Annotated in this window: 19 protein-coding genes; 7 read left to right on the top strand and 12 right to left on the bottom strand. The window is 67.1% G+C overall.

Translation table 11 applies throughout. The features are described from left to right. Positions 1–64: 64 nt before the first annotated feature. The gene (locus B4L36_RS01915) at positions 65–1,420 is read left to right on the top strand and encodes a TldD/PmbA family protein (protein WP_292951524.1); all 1,356 of its coding nucleotides are present in this window, start codon (positions 65–67) and stop codon (positions 1,418–1,420) included. 52 nt (positions 1,421–1,472) lie between these two features. After that, positions 1,473–2,192 (top strand): inositol monophosphatase family protein, encoded by a 720-nt coding sequence (locus B4L36_RS01910; RefSeq protein ID WP_414692124.1) that lies wholly within the window; start codon positions 1,473–1,475, stop codon positions 2,190–2,192. Here B4L36_RS01910 and B4L36_RS01905 read toward each other — a convergent pair. After that, on the bottom strand, positions 2,189–3,754 hold the full coding sequence (locus tag B4L36_RS01905) for an SARP family transcriptional regulator (protein ID WP_292951518.1): 1,566 nt from the start codon (positions 3,752–3,754) through the stop codon (positions 2,189–2,191). The genes B4L36_RS01910 and B4L36_RS01905 overlap by 4 nt on opposite strands. A 109-nt stretch (positions 3,755–3,863) precedes the next feature. Here B4L36_RS01905 and B4L36_RS01900 point away from each other — a divergent pair, with 109 nt between their 5' ends. The 4 genes from B4L36_RS01900 (at position 3,864) to B4L36_RS01885 (ending at position 7,616) form a co-directional block, all read left to right on the top strand. Further along, positions 3,864–4,994: a phosphatase PAP2 family protein gene (locus B4L36_RS01900; RefSeq protein ID WP_292951515.1), complete on the top strand. Its 1,131-nt coding sequence runs from the start codon at positions 3,864–3,866 to the stop codon at positions 4,992–4,994. Further along, positions 4,985–5,233: a hypothetical protein gene (locus B4L36_RS01895; RefSeq protein ID WP_292951513.1), complete on the top strand. Its 249-nt coding sequence runs from the start codon at positions 4,985–4,987 to the stop codon at positions 5,231–5,233. The genes B4L36_RS01900 and B4L36_RS01895 overlap by 10 nt, the downstream gene beginning before the upstream one ends. Next, positions 5,230–6,975 carry a hypothetical protein gene (locus B4L36_RS01890; RefSeq protein WP_292951510.1) on the top strand — a complete coding sequence of 582 codons (1,746 nt, stop codon included), beginning with the start codon at positions 5,230–5,232 and terminating at the stop codon, positions 6,973–6,975. The genes B4L36_RS01895 and B4L36_RS01890 overlap by 4 nt, the downstream gene beginning before the upstream one ends. A gap of 158 nt (positions 6,976–7,133) precedes the next feature. Then, entirely contained in the window at positions 7,134–7,616 is a 483-nt protein-coding gene (locus B4L36_RS01885) for a hypothetical protein (RefSeq protein ID WP_292951507.1), read from the top strand. A 139-nt stretch (positions 7,617–7,755) separates the two neighbouring features. Here B4L36_RS01885 and B4L36_RS01880 read toward each other — a convergent pair whose 3' ends face one another. The 7 genes from B4L36_RS01880 to B4L36_RS01850 are packed head-to-tail and all read right to left on the bottom strand — an operon-like array spanning position 7,756 to position 14,743. Beyond that, positions 7,756–8,403 (bottom strand): PqiC family protein, encoded by a 648-nt coding sequence (locus B4L36_RS01880; protein WP_292951504.1) that lies wholly within the window; start codon positions 8,401–8,403, stop codon positions 7,756–7,758. Positions 8,404–8,407: 4 nt separating this feature from the next. Beyond that, a complete protein-coding gene (locus B4L36_RS01875; RefSeq protein ID WP_292951501.1) occupies positions 8,408–10,756 on the bottom strand; it encodes an intermembrane transport protein PqiB in 2,349 nt (782 codons plus the stop codon). A 21-nt stretch (positions 10,757–10,777) separates the two neighbouring features. After that, positions 10,778–11,446, bottom strand: coding sequence for a paraquat-inducible protein A (locus B4L36_RS01870; protein WP_292951498.1), 669 nt, complete (start codon positions 11,444–11,446; stop codon positions 10,778–10,780). Beyond that, positions 11,443–12,126, bottom strand: coding sequence for a paraquat-inducible protein A (locus tag B4L36_RS01865; RefSeq protein WP_292951495.1), 684 nt, complete (start codon positions 12,124–12,126; stop codon positions 11,443–11,445). Before B4L36_RS01865 ends, B4L36_RS01870 begins: the two co-directional genes overlap by 4 nt. Positions 12,127–12,178: 52 nt before the next feature. Then, positions 12,179–13,978, bottom strand: coding sequence for a sensor histidine kinase (locus tag B4L36_RS01860; RefSeq protein ID WP_292951492.1), 1,800 nt, complete (start codon positions 13,976–13,978; stop codon positions 12,179–12,181). A 14-nt stretch (positions 13,979–13,992) separates the two neighbouring features. Beyond that, positions 13,993–14,559 carry an RNA polymerase sigma factor gene (locus B4L36_RS01855; protein WP_292951489.1) on the bottom strand — a complete coding sequence of 189 codons (567 nt, stop codon included), beginning with the start codon at positions 14,557–14,559 and terminating at the stop codon, positions 13,993–13,995. 37 nt (positions 14,560–14,596) lie between these two features. Next, entirely contained in the window at positions 14,597–14,743 is a 147-nt protein-coding gene (locus tag B4L36_RS01850) for a NepR family anti-sigma factor (RefSeq protein ID WP_292951486.1), read from the bottom strand. Between the two features lie 93 nt (positions 14,744–14,836). On the opposite strand from B4L36_RS01850, the gene B4L36_RS01845 reads away from it, so the two are divergent. After that, a complete protein-coding gene (locus B4L36_RS01845) occupies positions 14,837–15,640 on the top strand; it encodes a response regulator (RefSeq protein WP_292951483.1) in 804 nt (267 codons plus the stop codon). A gap of 69 nt (positions 15,641–15,709) precedes the next feature. Here B4L36_RS01845 and B4L36_RS01840 read toward each other — a convergent pair whose 3' ends face one another. From B4L36_RS01840 to B4L36_RS01825, 4 genes are read right to left on the bottom strand one after another with little or no spacing between them, the layout of a single operon-like run. After that, positions 15,710–16,579, bottom strand: a complete 870-nt coding sequence (locus B4L36_RS01840) for a YihY/virulence factor BrkB family protein (protein WP_292951480.1) — start codon at positions 16,577–16,579, stop codon at positions 15,710–15,712. Positions 16,580–16,634: 55 nt separating this feature from the next. Continuing rightward, positions 16,635–17,336, bottom strand: a complete 702-nt coding sequence (dnaQ, locus tag B4L36_RS01835) for a DNA polymerase III subunit epsilon (protein WP_292951477.1) — start codon at positions 17,334–17,336, stop codon at positions 16,635–16,637. Continuing rightward, complete coding sequence (coaE, locus tag B4L36_RS01830) at positions 17,329–17,916, bottom strand: dephospho-CoA kinase (protein ID WP_292951474.1); 588 nt, start codon at positions 17,914–17,916, stop codon at positions 17,329–17,331. Before coaE ends, dnaQ begins: the two co-directional genes overlap by 8 nt. Next, on the bottom strand, positions 17,913–18,764 hold the full coding sequence (locus B4L36_RS01825; protein ID WP_292951471.1) for a shikimate dehydrogenase: 852 nt from the start codon (positions 18,762–18,764) through the stop codon (positions 17,913–17,915). The genes coaE and B4L36_RS01825 overlap by 4 nt, the downstream gene beginning before the upstream one ends. Between the last annotated feature and the right edge of the window lie 348 nt (positions 18,765–19,112).

The following is a 19,112-nucleotide window of genomic DNA, read 5'->3' as shown; positions in this document are numbered from 1 at the left end:
ACCCTTTTCATTTGCGCATCGCTTCGGGTCGCGGGAAAAGAGGACGCCGAACAACGAGGACTTCATGAGCAGCACAACCCCCCGATTGCAGGATCTGGCCCAACGGCTGATCCAGGCCGCGACGGCGGCAGGCGCGGATCAGGCCGATGCGCTGGCGCTTTCGGGCCAGTCGGTCAGCATCGACGTGCGCGCGGGCGGGCTGGAACATGCCGACCGCGCCGAAGGGGTCGAGATCGGCCTGCGCGTCCTGATCGGCGGGCGGCAGGCCTGCGTCTCGGGTTCGGACCATACGGATGCGGCGATCGCACAGATGGCCGACCGCGCCGTCGCCATGGCCCGCGAAGCGCCGGTCGATGATCATCTGGGGCTGGCCGCGCCCGGGCAACTGACCGATCGGCGCGACGCCTCGGGGCTGGAATTGTCCGATGACAGCGCCGATCCCGCCCCCGACCACCTTCAGGATCTGGCGCTGCGGGCCGAGGCGGCGGCGCTGGCCTTGCCGGGCATCGCACAGGTCGAATCCGCCAATGCATCCTTCATGCGGCGTCAGCTTTGGCTGGCGGCCTCGAACGGGTTTTCCGGCGGCTACGGACGGACCGGCCACGTGATTTCGGCGGTGGCGATCACCGGCGAGGGGCTGGGCATGGAACGCGATTACGCCGCCGAATCCCGCGCCTTCACCGCCGACCTGCCCGAGCCGGAAGAGATCGGGCGACTGGCGGCCGAACGCACGCTGGCCCGCGCCGGGTCGCGCAAGCCGCCCACCGGGGCGTTTCCGATCCTCTATGACCGCCGCGTCTCGGCCTCGCTGATCGGGCATCTGCTGGGCGCGGTCAATGGCAGCGCCATCGCGCGGGGGGCCAGCTGGCTGCTGCGCGCGCTGGATCAGCCGGTCCTGCCGGCGGGCTTCGACCTGACCGAGGATCCGCTGCGCCCGCGCTATCCCTCGTCTCGGCCCTTCGATGTCGAGGGGCTGGCGACGCGCCGGCGCAGGATCGTCGCCGATGGCGTGCTGCAAGGCTGGACGCTGGATCTGGCGACGGGGCGCAAGCTGGGGCTGGACAGCACCGGATCGGCGGCGCGCGGGCTGGCCTCGGCGCCCTCGCCCACGACGGCGAACGTGATCCTGACACCGGGCGCGAAGACCCGGGACCAGATGATCGCCGAGATGGGGCGGGGGCTGGTCGTGACCTCGATGCTGGGGGCCTCGATCAATGGCACGACGGGCGATTATTCGCGCGGCGCCGCGGGTTTCTGGGTCGAGAACGGCCAGATCGCCTATCCGGTCAACGAATGCACCATCGCCGGCAATCTGCGTGACATGCTGATGCGCATCGAGGCGGCCAACGACGCGCTGCCCTGGCGCGGGGCCGAGGTGCCCAGTCTGCGCGTCGAGGGAATGACCGTTGCCGGGGCCTGAGGCCGATCTGGCGCTGCTGGCGGATGCCGCGCGGCAAGCGGGGCCGATCGCGATGCGATACTGGCGTCAACAGCCGCAATCCTGGGAAAAACCCGACGGCGCCGGCCCCGTGACCGAGGCCGATCTGGCCGTGAACGAGACGCTGGAGACGATCCTGCGACGCGCCCGGCCCGATTACGGCTGGCTGTCCGAGGAAAGCGAGGCCGATCCCTCGCGGCTGGATGCCAGCCATTGCTTCATCATCGACCCGATCGACGGCACCCGCGCCTTCATCGCCGGGCAGGAGGGTTTCGCGCATTCGCTGGCCGTCGCGCATGGCGACCGGATCACCGCCGCCATCGTGCATCTTCCGGCGATGGATCTGACCTATACCGCCTTCGCTAACGGCCCGGCGCTGCTGAACGGCCGGCCCATTGCACCCAGCGATGCCGGGATCGCGGGCGCGCGCGTGCTGACCTATCGCGCCGCCGCCGAGCCGGGGTTCTGGCGCGACGGCCGCGTGCCGGGCTTTCGGCGCGAATTCCGCCCCTCGCTGGCGTGGCGGCTGTGCCTTGCCGCCGAGGGGCGTTTCGACGCGGCGCTGTCGCTGCGGGCGGCCTGGGAATGGGACATCGCGGCGGGCAGCCTGATCGCGGAACGCGCCGGCGCCGCGGTCAGCGACCGGCAGGGCGCGCGGATGCGGTTCAACGGGCCGCGCGCGATGGTGGACGGGCTGATCGTCGCCGGCCCGCGTCTGCACGACCAGATGCTGACGGCGCTGAGGCGCGGCTAGATCAGCCCGGATTTCGTCACTTTCAGCAGCCCCGCGCGGCGCAGCGAATCGACCGGATAGCCATCCGATCCCATCAGCTCCAACGAGAAATCAGGCTCCAGTTTCTTCAATTGCTGCAATGCCCGGCGCGCGCCCTCGTGGTCGTTCAACTCATAGCGGATGGCGCTGAGAAAACGCAATGCGGGGCGATTTTCGGGCGCGTATCCGTGAGTGGTCGAAAAGTATCGCTCGGCCGCGGGCAGATCGCCCACCCGCATGGTGGCGATGGCCCGACGCAGGATCCAGGCGGCGGGGCCCAGTTCGGACAGCGCGCTGTTATGGGCGGCGCTGGCCTCGGCCTCGGCCTCGCGGTGGTGGCCCATGCTGGTCAGCGCGCTGGAATAGGCCAGACGCGCGATCGGATTTTCGTCGTCGATGGCCATGGCGTGGCGCGCCATGTCAAAGGCGGTCTCGCGCTGACCCTGATAGGCGGCGACCATTGCGTTCACGCCAAGCGCCGAGGGATTGCCGGGCGACAATTCGCGCGCCCGCGCGGCCATGTCGGCGGCCAGTTCCGCGTCATCCTCGGGGTTCTTCGACAGACGTTCCAGCAGCATCGTGTGGCGAATATAGGAGCGCAGCGACAGGATCACCGCCTTGTCGCCATTGGGGTCGATCTGGGCAAGCTGTTCATCCGCGCGTCTCAGCCGCGGCGCGGAATAGCTGAACACGTCCTGCAGCGGCATCCGGCGCAGACGCGGATCGGGCACGGTCTCGCGCAGGGCCTCGACCCCGTGCAGGATGGCGACGGTGACGCTGCTCGCGACCTGACGCAGATGCGCCAGCGTATCGTCGGCCGGGATGGTGAAACGGCGCGACCACAGCATCCGCCCGTCGCTGCGCAGCCGGGCCGCGAACAGGATGACGATGCTGCCCCCCGCCTTGTTGGCCATCGCCCCCAGCTCGATCCCGACCGAGATCCGGCCGATGCCCGGATCGCCCTGCACCACCTGCAGGGGCAGCATGTCGCTGACCCGTGCCGCCGCTTCTTGCAGGATCATCGCCGCCGTCACCGCCGCCTGCGGATCGGCCGCCATCGGCGATTGCAGGATCAGCGCCGGGGCGCCGTCCGGTTCCACCACGCTGGCCAGGACCTGGTCGGCCTGATCCTCGTAGTGGCTGCGGGCGTCACGCAGCCAATCCTCGAATTCGGGGTCGGGAATATCCAGGTCGGACGCGAATTCCGGCCGCTGCCCATCGGCACCGGGGCGGCCGGTCACGTCCAGCCGCACAAGATCGGTGTCCAGCCCGACCCAGCCCGGCCCGGTCAGCAGGGCGTGCCGCCAGGGTCCAAGGGCGATCCGGATCTCGCGCAGCAATTGCCGGATGCTGGCGGCGCCCTGTTCCGGCTCTCGTTCGCTGAACAGCAGATCCTGCAGCCGCGGCCGAGCCACCTGCATCTTGACCGAGGATCCCAGTACAGCCAGCGCACCGCGCGCCTTCATGCCGCGCGGCGTCAGACGTTCGCCGCCAGGTCCCGTCAGATCGACGGGCCCGGCCAGACGCAGGATCAGGTCGCTCACCGGAGATTGTCCGTCGCTGTGATCAAGAAAATGTGTTACCCTTAAACGATAAATTTTGACACGGCAAACCGGTCGTGGTGGTCGGAGCAGGCGGGAAGGTGGTTCTCCGATGGCAGTTTTAAACGCGCAAAACGCTCAGAATGCGCAAAACGCGCAAAATGCCCAGAACGCACAGAATGCCCAGGGCGGCGGGATCGGGCCGGGGTCGACCCTCATGGCGGCCGCGTTGATCCGCACCCGCGAGGCCATCGCGGGCACCGAACAGATCCAGCCCGTCGCCGGCCAGACGTCGGGCCTGGACATCACCGCGCGGCTTGAACGGCTGGACGACATCGACCGCGAGGCGGTCATGGCGGGCGAATTGCTGGAGGACATCAGCTTTTCCGCGACCGGCTACGACCCCGCCGAGAACACCGCCCGGACCATCACCGTCCTGCGCCGCAAGACCGGCACGAATCCGCTGAAGGCCAGCTATACCGAACTGGCCGCGATCACCCGGCCCGGCCTGGACGATTTCCGCCAGGCTGCGACATTGATCGGCAGCTATGCCGAACTGCGCAGCGACCGCGCCGCCGAAATCCAGGTCCAGACCCAGCATCTGGTCCCCTTCTTCGCCGCGATCCTGCCGATCGAGGCCAGCCGCGCGCCCGCCACGCTGGAAATGCTGGATCTGGCGCAGGACATGGCGACGTTCGTCGTCATGCGCGTCAAGCTGAACCTGGGCTGCCCGCGCCCGCCGCAGTTCAGCGACCGCATCCAGCCGATGATCGCCTGCCCGTCGCATGCCTCGCTGCCCAGCGGCCATGCCACGCAGGCCTTCACGCTGGCCACGATTCTGGCGCTGTTGCAGGATCCGGATGCCGGCGTGGCGTCCGACAGCCAGCTTTACCGACTTGCCTGCCGGATTTCGATCAACCGCACCGTCGCCGGCGTGCATTTTCCCGCCGACAGCGCAGCGGGGGCGGTTCTGGGCATTCAGCTGGGCCGGTATCTGGCGGCACGGGCACGCAAATCCGCCTTCGGCAGCGCCGGCGAGGTGGGCCGGGGCGATTTTGACGGCACGCTGTTCCACGATTCCGGCCAGCCGCGCGATTTCCACTATGCGATCCTGAACCAGATGGTCGCGGGTGCCGATCCTTCGACCAGCTTTTCAACGGACGCCGCGCGCGTCAGGCCCGCTCCGCTGTGGGGATCGTTGTGCAAGCGCGCGGTCGCGGAATGGGGGCAGCGGTGGAGCTGAAACAGGAACCGAACGATCCGAATTGCGGGAAGGCGCAGCCGGAATGGACCGCACCCGTTGCCGCCTACACTCGCTATCGCCCCGGCCTGTCGCCCTACATGCATTATTGGCAGCAGCTTCGCGCCCGCCGCGGCCAGACCGCGCCGCCGCCGGATCACCAGCCCGAGGACGGAGCCAAGCTGCCCGGCCAGATGGCAGAGGCGCTGGAGGATCTGATCCGCCGGAGCTTTGGCGAATGATCGCGCTGGCCATCATGTCGGCCTTCGAGGATTTCGTGAACGATCCTGCCGGCGTGCTGCCCGATGATGCGATGAATCCCGACCCGCAGGAACTGGACGACAGCGACCTGGACGATCCGGCGTTGGCCTACCTGGAGGACGCGGCCCTCCCCGACCCCGATCGCGGCTGCATCCTGGCGGTGATCGACGATGCCATCCCCTTCGCGCATGAGCGGCTGACCCTGCCGGGCGGCGTCAGCCGGGTGGCGGCCTTCTGGGCGCAGGACGCGGCCTTCGCGGGCGGTCCGGGGCTGGATCTGCCCTCGGGGATCGAATTGCGGGGGCCGGCGATCGGGCAGTTGCTGCAACAGGTGGCGGCTGGTGTACTTCCGGGCGAGGACGCGATCTATCGCGCCAGCGGCGTTCTGGACTTCCGGCGCGACAGCACGCCTTCGACAGCCTATTCCGATCCGCACGGCGCCGCGGTCGCGCTGCTGGCCGCCGGTTTCGCGCCCCAGGATCCGGCCGGGCGCGACCATCCCCTGATCGCCGTCAATCTTCCCCCCAGGATCACCGAGGATTCGATGGGCACGCTGGCCCCGGTCTCAATCCTCGCCTCGATCCTGTTCATCATCACCCGCGCCCGACGTCTGTGCCGCCTTGTCGAGGCGCGGCGCGGCCTGTCCGCCGGATCGGTCCGGCTGCCCGTCGTCATCAATCTCAGTTTCGGACTGACCGCAGGGGCGCGCGACGGATCCAGCCTGCTGGAGCGCTTCATGGATGCGGTGTCGGCGGTCGCCGCTGCCGATCTGGGTCCGGTCCATTTCGTTTTGCCCACGGGCAACAACCGGCAGTCTCGGCTGTTCGCGCGGCTGAAGCCGGGCGAGGACATCGGCTGGCGCATCCAGCCGGACGATCGCACCATCACCCCGATCGAGATCTGGGGCCCGGTCCATGACGGCCCGCCCGATGGCAGGTTCCAGATCACCGTGACGCCGCCGGGCCTTGCCCCGACGACCACTGCCTTCACTGCGCCCTGGCAATATTCGCTGCTGACCGGCGCGGACGGGGCCGAGTTGGGCCGCGCCTACTACACGCCGCGCCTGCTGGAGAACGGTCGCTGGCGCGAGGGGGCGACGGTGATCGTCAATCCGACCTGTCCGCAATTCCCCGGAGAGCCCTGGGCGATGCCCGGCGAATGGCGCGTCGGGATCGCACCGGGATCGTTGGACGGGGTTTACGAGACCTCGGTCCAGCGTGACGAGGTGATCCGAGGCTTCCCCCGCGAGGCCCGGCAAAGCTCGCTCCATGATCCTGCCTACCGCGCCGAGGACGAGGCCGGACGGCCGATCCTGTCCGATCCGCCCGCCAGCGGCGCGCGTGTGGTGCGGGACGGTGCCTTCAACACCTATGCCGGCGGCGCGCGGCCAATCCGCGCCGGCGCGGTCGAGGCGGCGGGACTGTCGCTGACATCCTATTGTTCGACGCTGGGCGATGGCCAGGGCGGGGATTGCCTGCTGCCGGTCGATCGCTCGCATGGCCTGAGCGGCATGATCGTGCGCGGGCGCGCCAGCGGCGGATTCTCGATCCAGGCGGGAACGTCGCTGGCCGCGCCGCAATTCGCCCGCTGGCTGGCGGCACGCCTTGCCGCGGGCGACGCGCCCGCCGACCGGGGCGCGATTCGCACCCTGGCCCAACTTCACGCCGCCCAGCCGAACCCGACGCCGGTTCTGGACGGAATCGACCGGTTTTTGCCCTTCTAGGGTAAAAAAGGCCCTTCTCGACTGCTGTCCTGCCGCGTTCGTGGCGGTTTCACGCGGCGGGATTCACGCTGTTTTCACGGCGCAGCCCGATAACCGCCTCAGGACGACGCGGAAAAGACCTTGGCAAGACCCGCGTCAGAGAAGAGGAAGTGACCGATATGACCAGTCAGCCTGTGTCGAATTTCAATCACGTGATCGCCGCGCTTCAGCTTCTGGGCGCCGGACCGGGGGGTGCAGAGAATGAGCCGGTCCGCCGCGCACTGGAAACCCTGAATGCGGCGTATCCGGGGCGGTCCGGGACCGAGGCTCCTCTACCCGGTCCCGACCGCCCGACCTGGGCCGCGTTCCGCCGCCTGGAACGCGAGAACCAATTGCTGATCGATCACGCCGAGATGCTGGCCTGCGCGCTTGGCGCCTGCCCGAACTGCTGGGGCAGGCTGCATGATTGCGAGGAATGCGGCGGTCTGGGCCGACCGGGCGCCTTCAATCCCGACCGCGCCTGTTTCGATCACCTTGTCCTGCCCGTCATCTGTCGCGTCATGGGCTATGATCCCACCGAAGCGTCCGATCACGGCGCAGACCCGCAATCCCGTCCCGAAGGCAGTCCGGACGGGGTCCGCCCGCTGAGCAGTTCCTTGTAACGAGTTCCTCCCTGCTCGACGTCCCGCTTGCGGGCGGCCCTGGGCGGACGGTCTTCGGACCGTCCGCCCTTTTCGCCTTCGGCGTCACGGCGACCGGGACGAGGGCGGGATGACTGATGCCGCACGGATCGTCGGCGGCCTAGAACAGCGGGTTCACGGCAAAGGGATCGGCTTGGGTCCGGGTGGCGATGCTGCGGCCCGGCCCTGACAAGGTCGCGATCTGGCGGGCCAGCAGCGCGATGGCCTGCGAGACGGCGGCAGCCACGGCGGCGGGCTGTTCGCCCGCCATCGGAACCGAAATGTCGAAGCTGCGGGCCTGGTTGGACCCGCCGCTGCCCTCGTCCGAGACGAAATAGCGTCCCGACAGCCGATAGATGTTATTCGCCTGCGCCAGCGCCTTTTCGACCCGCACCTCCAGCACGCGCTGTGGCGGCTGGGCCAGGGGCCATGGCTCGCCGATCACCGTCGCGCCCGAGACGTCCGAAATCGCGCGCGCCAGGCTGAGGGTAAAGGCCCGTTGCGGGCTGTCGGCCCACAGATCGTCCGGCGTGGAACGCACCGCGCCATCGGGCGTCTGCCAGGAAACCTCCTGCCCCGAGGCATATTCGGGCAGCGACACGTCCTTCAGTTCGGCCGTGCCCAACCGGTTCGCGACCATGTCGCCGGTGGCGGGCGGGTCGATCAGATAGCGGGCGGTCTTTTCCGGGTTGGAACAGGCCGCCAGCGCCAGAAGGCCAAGGGCCGCGATCAGCGGGGCGGTCCTGCGCGAGGCGAAAGGCATCGTCATCATCTCATCGTCCCAGAATGAAGGCGCGGGGGTTGCGTTCGATCAGGCGCGCCAGCGATCCCACGGCTTCGCTGGCCCGGCGCAATTCGCGCAGCAATCCGATCGTTTCGTTGTTGAAGGTGGACCGATCGCCATAGGCGCCCAGCACCGCGTCGGCCCGCCCGGCGGTCGCCTGCAGACGCTGGATCAGTTGCGGCAATTGCTGGACCGACCGGGCCACCTCGTCGGCGGCGACGCTGGCCGATCGCAGGGTGTCGTTCAGACTGCCGACCGCGTTGCCGTCGCGCAGATCGTCCAGCAACCCCGAGGCCGAAGCCAGAACCTTCGACAGATTGCGCGGCAATTGCGCGGCATCATCGCTGCCCAGCATGGCACGCAGATCGGCCAGGATCCCCTCGGCCTGATTGCTGACCTCGGCAAAGCCGAACTTCTCGACCGCGGCGGCGGTCGCGTCGATCTGATCGACCATGGCCGGCACGTCGGCGGCGGCCAGCCGGACCGCCTCGGCGGCGGCGGCGGCCTCGTCGACCAGCTTGCCCAGATTGGCGGCGGCGCCCGATTGCTGCACGTCCCCCGCGATCCGGTCGATCTGGCCGGCGGTGCGGTTCAGCGTATCGATCAGGCTCGCGATCCTGGCCGGCAGCGCGGCAGCCTGGGGCGTGCCGATCACGTCGCGGATTTCCTGCAGGGCGGCGTCAAGCTGCGCCCCGATCGAGGCAAAGTCCACGTCGCGGACCGAGGTCGCTGCATTCTGAACCGAATCCATGATCTGGGGCAGCCGCTCGACCGCCTGATTCAGCTTGTCGGCCACCTCGCGCGCATCGGCCAGCGCGGTGCCCGCATTCTCGGCCGCGCCGGTCTGGCGGAAATCCAGCACCATCTGGCGAATATCGCCCAGGGTCTGCTGCGCATCCTGCATCGCGGCGCGAACGCTTTCCGGGATCGCGCGGGTGTCCTGCGACGCGGCCAGCGCGGTCACCGCGTTCATCATGTCGGTCGCCGATTGCAGCACTTCCTCGATCGGCAGGTTGCCGATGCGGGTCATGAATCCCTGCGCGCTGGCGGTGAAATCCTCAAGATCGCCCTCGACCGAGGGCATGATCGGATTCGGTTGCGCCGCGGTGTCGATCTGCGCGGGGGCCGCGCCCGGGATCTCGACCAGTTCGACCATCAACGTCGCGCCGAGAAAGCCCGAAGCGGCCAGCCGCGCGCGCAGCCCCTTGGCCACGGCGTCCTGCAGGAAGGCCAGCGTCTGGTCGGCCGTGGTGCCGTCGGGCAGGCCCATCCGCGCCGGCGAGATGGCGATATTGACGCGCTGGCGCACGGCGGTCGTGCCCGAGGGATCCTTGCTGACATCGATGGCCAGATCGGTGACCTGGCCGACGCGGAGACCTTCGTACTGGACCTCGGCGCCGGTCTGCAGCCCGCGCACGGAATCGCCCACGAGGATGCTCAGCCGCAGCAGGTTGTCGTCCTCGCCGGTGAACACGGCATTGCGCGCCGCGTCCTCATCGGCCTGGATCGCATAGACCTGGTCGCGCCCGATCGGCTGGCCTCCACTGACCAGAGTGTCGAAGGCAACCCCGCCCTGCAACAGCGAGGACAGCGAATTGACGTTGAAGGCCAGTCCGCTGGTTCCCAGCGACAGCGAAAAGCCGGAAGTGTCCCAGAATACGGTCTGGGTCGTCAGCCTTTCGTCATACGGGGCCTCGATGAAGGCGTCCACGATCACCTTCTGACCGCTTTCGTCCAGCCGCAGGTTTTCCATGCGACCGGCCTCGAGCCCGTGGAAAAGGATCGGCGCGCCCTCGGTCAGCCCGTCGGCATTGTCGGTCGTCAGCCGGACCCAGGTGCCCTTGGCGTCCTCGCGGATCAGCGGCGGCCGGACCAGGCCCACGAAACGGGTCTGCGGCTGAGCGACCTGCGCATCCCAGTATCCCTCGATGAACGAGCCGGTCAGAACCGTGTCGAGCCGCGTCACCCCCTGCGCGGTGACCTGCGGGCGCACGATCCAGAAGGCGGCATCGGCGTCGATATAGGGTGCCACGTCCTTGTCCACGCGAATCTGGACGATGACCTTCGACAAGTCAGGGGTAAAACTGACGGATTCCACCTGCCCGACGGTGATCTCGCGAAAGCGCAGGACCGTCTCGCCGGGGGTCACGCCGGTGGCATCGGCGAATTCGACCTCGATCAGGCTGCCGCGTTCGGCAAAGGCATTCCAGGCGATGGCCAGCGTGACCACCAGCGCGATGATCGGCACCAGCCAGATCACGTTCACGCCGGCCTGCGCCGCACGGACCGCGGTCTTGCGCACCGGAGAGGCCGGTTTCGGCGGCGGCGTATCACTCATTCCCTGTTGCTTCCCTGCCCGTCAGTCTTCGGTCCGGCTGCGCAGCGGCAATCCGCGCCAGATCAGTCTTGGATCGAAACTTTGCGCGGAAAGCATTGTAAACGCAACAGACAGCGCGAAAGACGCAGCGGCAGGACCGGGATGGATCGAGGCGACAAAGCCAAGCTGCACCAGCGCCGACAGGATCGCGACCACGAAGACATCGATCATCGACCAGCGGCCGATGAATTCGACCACCTCGAAGATCTTCAGCCGGGTATGGGCCTGTTCGGTCGTGGCGGGGCGTCCCGCGACCATGGCCAGCCAGGCGATGGCCACGAATTTCGCGATCGGCACCACGATCGAGGCCACGAAGACGATCGCCGCGATGTCGTAATTGCCATAATGGATCAGTTCCATCACGCCTTCGATGATGGTGGATTCCGTGTTGCCCTGAAGCCCCGCGAAGGTCTGCGTGCTCATCATCGGAAACAGGTTCGCGGGAATATACAGGATCAGCCCGGCGAACCACCAGGCCCAGACATGCTGCAGCCGGCGCCGGTCCGGGGGCACCAGCACGGCGCCGCAGCGGGCGCAGCGTGTCCGGGTTTCGGGCCAGACCCTGCCGCAGGAATGGCAACCCAGCAATCCGGCGCGGTGGGCGGTCATGACCGGGCCGCGATGGCCGGTTCCGGTTTCGGCCCCGCTCATGGCTGACGGACCTCGACCATCTCGCGGCCATCCGTCTTCTGTCCGGCATCCTCGATGGCGTCCCAGATCGTGGTCTGGCACATGAAGCCGCGCGAGGCGAGGTTGACCAGGATCAGCGCGCAAAAGGCCCAGAACGCCGGGCCCAGATGGACCGTGGCAAGACCGGCCACCTTGACCAGCGCAACCGAGGTGCCGATCACGAAGATCTCGGCCATGGACCAGGGTCGCAGCGTCTCGGACAGGCGAAAGGCGGTGGCGGCGTGGCGATAGGGCGCGCTGCCCTGCGCCAGCGGCACCAGCGTATAGACCAGCAGAAAGGCGCGCAGGACCGGCAGGCCGATCACCATGGCCAGCACCGCCAGAACCAGCGGCAGCAACACCCCGTCGGCAAAGGCAAGCGCCACGCCGAACAGCGAGGTCGCATTGCCGAATCCCATCCGCGAGATTTCGAGAAAGGGAAAGAACACCGCCCCCAGAAGCAACACCATCGAGGTGAAGGACAGCGCGATCAACTGGCTGAACGCGCCGCCGCGCGGCTTGGCCAGAACCGTGCCGCAGCGGATGCAGCGCGCGGTTTCGCCCTCGGCAAGCTCTTCCTCGACATGCAGCGCATCGCAGCGCGGGCAAGCCAGAAGCCCCTCGCCCGTGCTCAGATCGTATTGGCCCTGGATCACGCTCATGGAATGAAAGATAGCGTCGCCGCGCGGCGGCGCAAGGCGCGACAGTCCGGCGTCAATGCCGCGACCCCTCGCGCGCCGCCGAGGTCAGCACGACATTGCGCGGATCGGACACGCCGATCATGCTGGGCGCGACGATCGTGAATTCCAGCCGCAGCGCATAGCGGTCGTCCATCGACTGGATCTCGGCTTCGCCGTCCAGCTGGGTCGAGAACGCCTCGATCAGCTGACCGCCGAGACCGGTGCCGTCGCCATCGCTGTCGCGCGAGGCATCGCCGACCGAGTTCTCGATCACCAGCAGGGCGCGGCCCGGCTCGGTTTCCGACAGCCGGATCGAAACCCAGGGCGCGGAACCGCCGGCCGGCGTCCCGGCATATTTCAGCGCGTTGGTGAAAGCCTCGGTCGCAAGCAGCGTCAGCGGCACGGCCTGATCGGGCAGCAGCGTCAGCGGCGCGATCTCGGTGCTGATATTCAGATCGCTGCCCGGCCCGACCGAGGCATTGGCAAGCTGGTTGACGATATCGCCGATCAGCCGGTCGGCCTCGACCGCGTCCAGATGCTCGGCCTGGTAGAGGTTGCGATAGATCGTGGCCAAGGCGGCAACCCGGTCCTGCACCGACCGCAGCACGCCGCGCGCCTGGCTGTTTTCGATCATCCGGCTTTGCATGTTGATGATCGAGGCGATGAGCTGAAGATTGTTCTTGACGCGGTGATGAACCTCTTTCAGCAGAACGGTCTTTTCGGCGACCGCCTCCTCCATGGTTTCCTCGTCTCGGATCAGGATCCGGGCCATGTTGTGAAAGGTCTGGCTGACATCGGCGATTTCGGTGGGCGCATCCGACAGGACCGGCGGCGGCTCGGACCGGTTGCCGATGGCAAAGCGGCGCATCTGGCCACGCAGCACGGTGATATGGCGCAGCACCAGACGGAAAACGGCGAAATAGGCCACGCCCAGCGAGGCCAGCCACAAGGCGATGGGAATCGTCACGGCGCCGAAACGCGACAGCTGGAACAGGCCCAGCCCCGCGATCTTCGGGCTCCAGCTGCCCAGGGCATAGACCAGGCCGGGCACGACGGGAACCACGGTAAAGACCCGTTCCTGACCGCTGCCCGAAATCGCGCGGAAACTGGTCTCGCTGCGCGACAGCAGCCCGATCAGGTCGGTGTCGCGCGGGATGATGTCGCGGGCCGATCCGTCCTGGGACAGATCCGATGTCAGGATTTCGCCGCGCTGATTGAAGGTCACGATCCGGGCGCCGTCGGTCGCGAAAGCCATCGCGTGCGTGGATTGCAGCAATTCATGGGTCAGCGACAGGCCGACATAGCCCAGCAATTCCCGGTCGCGATACAATGGCTGCATCACCAGAACCACCGACCGGCCGCTGACGATGCCCCGTTCGACGGATGTAACCATCGTGCCGGGCTGGGCGAGAAAGGCCTTGAAGGCGGGCGATTGGCGCATGTCGGCGGCAACGCCCCCATTCGCGCCGGAATTGCAATCGCTGCGCCCGTCCAGCCGGGTGAAGCCGGCATAGACATAGGTGGCGCTGCGTTCGATGAAATTGCGCATCAGGTCGGCGCAGACCTGTGGCCGGTCCAGCGCCTCCAGCACGGCGGGACCAAGCGCGTCGGCCGAACCGAGCGCGCTTTGCAGCAGCGCCCTTTCGCCCGCGGCGGCCGATGCGGTGCGGCCCATCAGCGCGATCTCGGCGCTGCGTTCGGCTTCGCGCGCCAGGTTGAGGTTCTGGATCAGCGAAATCAGCCCCAGCGGCAGGATCGCCACCGACAGAAGGGTGCCAAGCCGGAAGCCCAGCCCGCGGGTGAATTCCAGCCTGTCGCGAAGCCGTCTCAGCATCGCGCGCCCTTTCCTCAGCGGGTGATGCCCTGATTGGCAGACATCACCGCCAGCGTTGCCTGATCGGTCATGTCCAGTTCTTCCCCGTGTTCGAGATGCAGCAACTCCGCCAGCTTGCGGCGGCCGCGATTGGCGCGCGACTTGACGGTGCCGATGGCGACGCCGGTCATGCCGGCCGCTTCCTCGTAGGAAAAACCCGATGCGCCGACAAGGATCAACGCCTCGCGCTGTTCATCCGGCAGTTGCTCGAAAGCGGCGCGGAAATCCTTCAGCGCAAGCCGTCCGTCATGATCGGGCCTCGTGGCCTGGCGGGCGGCATGGATGCCGTCGGTGTCGCTGACCTCGCGCTTTGTCTTGCGGCGGGCCGAATAGAAGGTGTTGCGCAGGATGGTGAACAGCCAGGCACGCAGATTGGTGCCGGCCTGGAACTTGTCCATGTTGGTCCATGCCTTGACGATCGTGTCCTGCACCAGGTCGTCGGCGGAAGCCCCCTCGCGTGTCAGCGACAGGGCAAAGGCGCGCAGCGCCGGAAGGTGATCGACCAGCTCGTCGCGGGGATCGGTCTGCGGGGTTTTCGTCATGGGGTGCGCCTTCGCGGCAGAATGCTTGCGGGAATTGTCATTCCTGCTCGCGCAGTTGCTTGAGAAGGTCGAGGAACCGATCGGGAACCTGTTCGTTGGCATCCTGCTCGTAGACCCGCCTCAGGTTCTCGTCGATCTGTTTTTCGAAGGCGGCCTTTTGCCGCTCATCTCGTTTCGGTGTCATGTTTTTGTTAGTCCCGGAAATCTTGTGCGCACCCTAGCCAACCTGTAGGGGTTAGGGAAGGTTCCGCAACATGCGAAATTCAAGGACAGGAAAATGTCGTCAGCCAATCTCGCCCAATCGATCGGACGCGAGCTTCCCTATCTGCGCCGCTATGCGCGCGCGCTGACCGGAAGCCAGACCGCCGGGGACAATTATGCCGCAGCCACCCTGGAAGCGATCCTGACCGATCGGTCGGTGTTGCAGGACGAGGATGATACCCGCCTCGGCCTGTTCCGCACCTTCCATGCCATCTGGCAGAGTTCGGGCCAGCCCGTCGCCGAGGCCGATTCGGTCCGCGAAAGACGCGCCCAGGATCATCTGCGCCGCCTGACGCCGAATTCGCGCGAGGCGCTGTTGCTGCGCACGATCGAGGAATTGCGCTATGACCAGATCGCCCGCGTGATGCAGGTCGATCAGCGCGAGGCCGAGGAACTGGTCCAGATCGCGCTGAACGAAATGGGCCAGGCAATCAGCGGCAAGGTCATGGTGATCGAGGATGAGATGATCATCGCCATGGACCTGAAAGGCATCGTTCAGGCGATGGGTCATGAGGTTACGGGCGTCGCCCGCACCCATACCCAGGCCGTCGATCTGGCCGGAAAGGCGCGCCCCGACCTGATCCTGGCCGATATCCAGCTTGCCGACGGATCTTCCGGCATCGACGCGGTGAACGAGATGATGCGCGAGATGGGCGATATTCCGGTGATCTTCATCACCGCCTTCCCCGAAAGGCTTCTGACCGGCGACCGTCACGAGCCGGCCTTCCTGATTTCCAAGCCCTACAGCGAGGAACAGGTCCGGTCCGCCGTCAGCCAGGCGATGTTCTTCGCCTCGACCGAGGGGCTGGACGCGGCCTGACCCTTCGCCGGGCCGGGTTCCGCCCGTCCCGGCCTGCGGCCCTTTCATCTCGGGTCGCGGTCCGGGCGTCTAGTCGCGCAGCCCCTCGCGGGCCTCGCGGGCGGCCCTGATGCGGCGGCGGCGGGCCAGTTCGACGTTGATCAGCGCGCCCAGAAGGACCGAGAAACCCGCGAGGTAGAACCACATCAGCAGCGCGACCACGGTTCCGATCGAGCCATAGATCCGGTTATAGCTGTTGAAGCTGCTGAGATAGGCCGAAAACGCGACCGAGGCCGCCGCCCAGAGACAGGCCGCAAACAGCGCCCCCCAGGTAAAGACCGGCGTGCGCGGCGTCTTCACATTCGGGCCATAGCGGTAAAGGATGCCGATGCCCAGGATCACCAGCGCGAACATGCCCGCCCAGGGCAGCGCGGTTACCAGCCATGCCCGCAGGGGCGCGATGACCATGAAGTTCAGGACGACCGGCACGATGACGATGGTCGCAAGCCCGGCCAGCGAGATGCCGACGATGGCCAGGGTCAGCCCATAGGCAAGGATGAAGCCGAAAATGGTGGAATGCGAGCGGACGCCGTAGGCCGCGTTGAGCCCGCGCACCAACGCATCGACCCCCGCGCGCGCCGCGATGGTCGCCACCATGAACGAGATGAACGAGGCCCAGCCGATCGAGGTGTTCTCGGCCGAGGTCAGCGACCGCACCTGTCCGTCGATCAGCTTGGCGGCGCCTTCGGGCAGGAATTCGTGGGCCACGTCGACATAGGCCATGATCACCGTCGGGTCGAACCACAGGCTCCACAGCGCGATGATCGCGGCCAGTCCGGGAAAGACCGCGAACATTGCATAGAAGGCGACCCCTGCCGCGATCAGGCCCATGTGGATCTTGTCCATCCGCTCGAAGATGGCGGACCAGAAACTCCACAGATCGCGGATCAGGCTCAGCATCTGGCCCCCTTCGCGCCCGGCCGGGCCGCGGGATCGCGGCGGGGGCGCAACGATCTCATGTGCCGAACCGCAACCACAGCGAAGCCTCGCCCATCCGTGCCGTGAATTCGGCGTGGGCGGCGGCCTCGGCCTCGGTCAGGCGGGGCGGCAGGGGCGCGGGGCGCGGGGCCCTGCGGATCAGACCGGCGGCCTGTCGTTGATCCGTGCCCGTTGCGCCGGGACGGTCCAGCACCAGATCGGGCTGGCGGCCGCCGATCAGTTCCAGATAGACCTCGGCCAGCAATTCCGAATCCAGCAATGCACCGTGCAGATCGCGGTTGGAATTGTCCACGCCGAAGCGGCGGCAAAGCGCGTCCAGAGACGAGGGCGAGCCGGGAAATTTCTCGCGCGCCAGCGCCAGCGTGTCCAGAGCCCGCGACCAGGGAAGCGTGGGAAACCCCGCCCGGCGCAGTTCGGCATTCAGGAATTTCATGTCGAAGCTGGCATTGTGGATCACCAGCCGCGCATCCTCGGCGACGAAATCGACGAAGCTTTGCGCGATCTCGGCGAAACCGGGCTTGTCGCGCAGGAAATCGTCGCCAAGCCCGTGAATCTCGAACGCCTCTTGCGGCATCGGGCGTCCTGGGTTGATGTAGACGTGGAAGGTACGGCCGGTGGGCAGATGATTGATCAGTTCCAGTGCGCCGATCTCGACGATGCGGTCGTCCTTCTCGGCGTCGAAGCCGGTCGTTTCCGTATCCAGAACGATCTCACGCATGGGCGGCGATCTCCTTGCAGATGGCTTCGACGGCGGCGCGCGCGCCCTCTGGTGTATCGGTCGGGATGATCCAGTCGGCAAGCGCGCGTTTCCGCACATCCGGCATCTGCCGGTCCAGGATCATCTGCAGGGTGTCGCGATTCATGCCGGGGCGTTCCAGCACCCGCCTGCGCTGTGTCTCGGAGTCGGTGCTGACGACGGCGACGCCGTCAAGCTGGCCCTGGCCATCGCCCTCGAACAGAAGCGGGATGTCCAGGACGACAAGTGCGGCATCGGAATGGCGCGCGACAAAGGCCCTGCGGTCGGCGGCGACAAGCGGATGGACGATGGATTCCAGCCGTTTCAACGCCGCCGGATCGGCCCCGAGCGCCTGTTTCAGCGCCGGACGGTCGATGGCGCCGTCCTTCAGCGCCTCAGGGAAGGCGGCGGCGACGGGTTCGACCGCCGCACCGCCCCTGGCATAGAGATCGTGCACGGCCTGATCGGCGTCCCAGACCGGATGTCCCAGATCGCGAAACATCCGCGCCGTCGTGGACTTGCCCATGCCGATGCCCCCGGTCAGTCCCAGAAGAAAGCTCATCCCAGCACCACGCGGCGGGTTTCCTCGTCAACATCGGGGCGGTGGCCGAACCAGCGTTCGAAGCCGGGGGCGGCCTGATGCAGCAACATCCCCAGCCCGTCCACGGTGTGACAGCCGATCTGGCGAGCGGCGGCGAGAAACGGCGTTTCCAGCGGGGTATAGACCAGATCGGTGGCCAGCGCTTGCGGCTGCAGAGCGTCCAGCGGCACCCGCAGCGGCTGCTTGCCGGTCATGCCCAGCGAGGTGGCGTTCACGACCAGACCGGCCCCTTCCAGCATGTTGCCGGCCTGCGCCCAGTCATAGACGACCAGACGCGCGCCGAATTCGGACTTGATCTGTTCCGACCGGATCCGGGTGCGGTTGCTGATCCGCAATTCGCGGACGCCGCTGTCCAGAAGCGAGGCGACGACCGCCCGCGCCGCGCCGCCGGCGCCGATAACCGCCGCGGGGCCGGCATCGGGCCGCCAGTCGGGCGCGTTCTGGCGCAGATTGGCGATGAAGCCATAACCATCGGTGTTGTCGGCATGGATCTTGCCGTCGGGGCGGAAGATCAGCGTGTTGGCGGCCCCGATCAGGGCCGCGCGGTCCGAAACCGCGTCGGCAAGGGCCAGCACCGCCTCCTTGTGGGGAATCGTCACGTTCACCCCGACAAAGCCCGCCCGCGGCAGGACGCGCAGCACGTCGGCCAGATGCTCGGCCCGAACGGGCAGCGGCATGTAATGGCCCGCGATGCCGTAGCGTTGCAGCCAGAATCCGTGCAGGCGGGGCGAACGCGAATGGGCGATCGGCATCCCGATGACGCCGGCAAGCGGGATCTGTGCGGCCGGTCTGGCGGGATCGTCTTGCATCTGCTTTGTCCATTGATCGTTTCGGGCAGAGTAATCCTTTGGCGACGATGGAAAAAGTCCGAACGCGGCCGCAACGCGCCATTGTTGCAGCGAAGACCCGGCTTTTGTGGACGGAATCGTGGGGGAATCGGTCCGGGGCATGTTGGTACGCCTGAGGATGGCTGCAAGGACACGAATTCCGCCCGGGACATAACCGGAACGAAGGCTGGCAATCCACAAGTGGACAAGACCCGCGGCGCCGCGATACGGGTTGTGGACACCCCCGACAACAACCGTGTCGTCCCGAAGTTGTCCAGATATCAAATTCATGAAAACAAAAGATATTATCACTTTCAAAGAAGTTTTCCC

The sequence above is a fragment of the Paracoccus sp. UBA889 genome (assembly GCA_002294185.1).
Lineage (GTDB): Bacteria > Pseudomonadota > Alphaproteobacteria > Rhodobacterales > Rhodobacteraceae > Paracoccus.
This window is presented reverse-complemented; position numbering and strand designations above follow the sequence as displayed.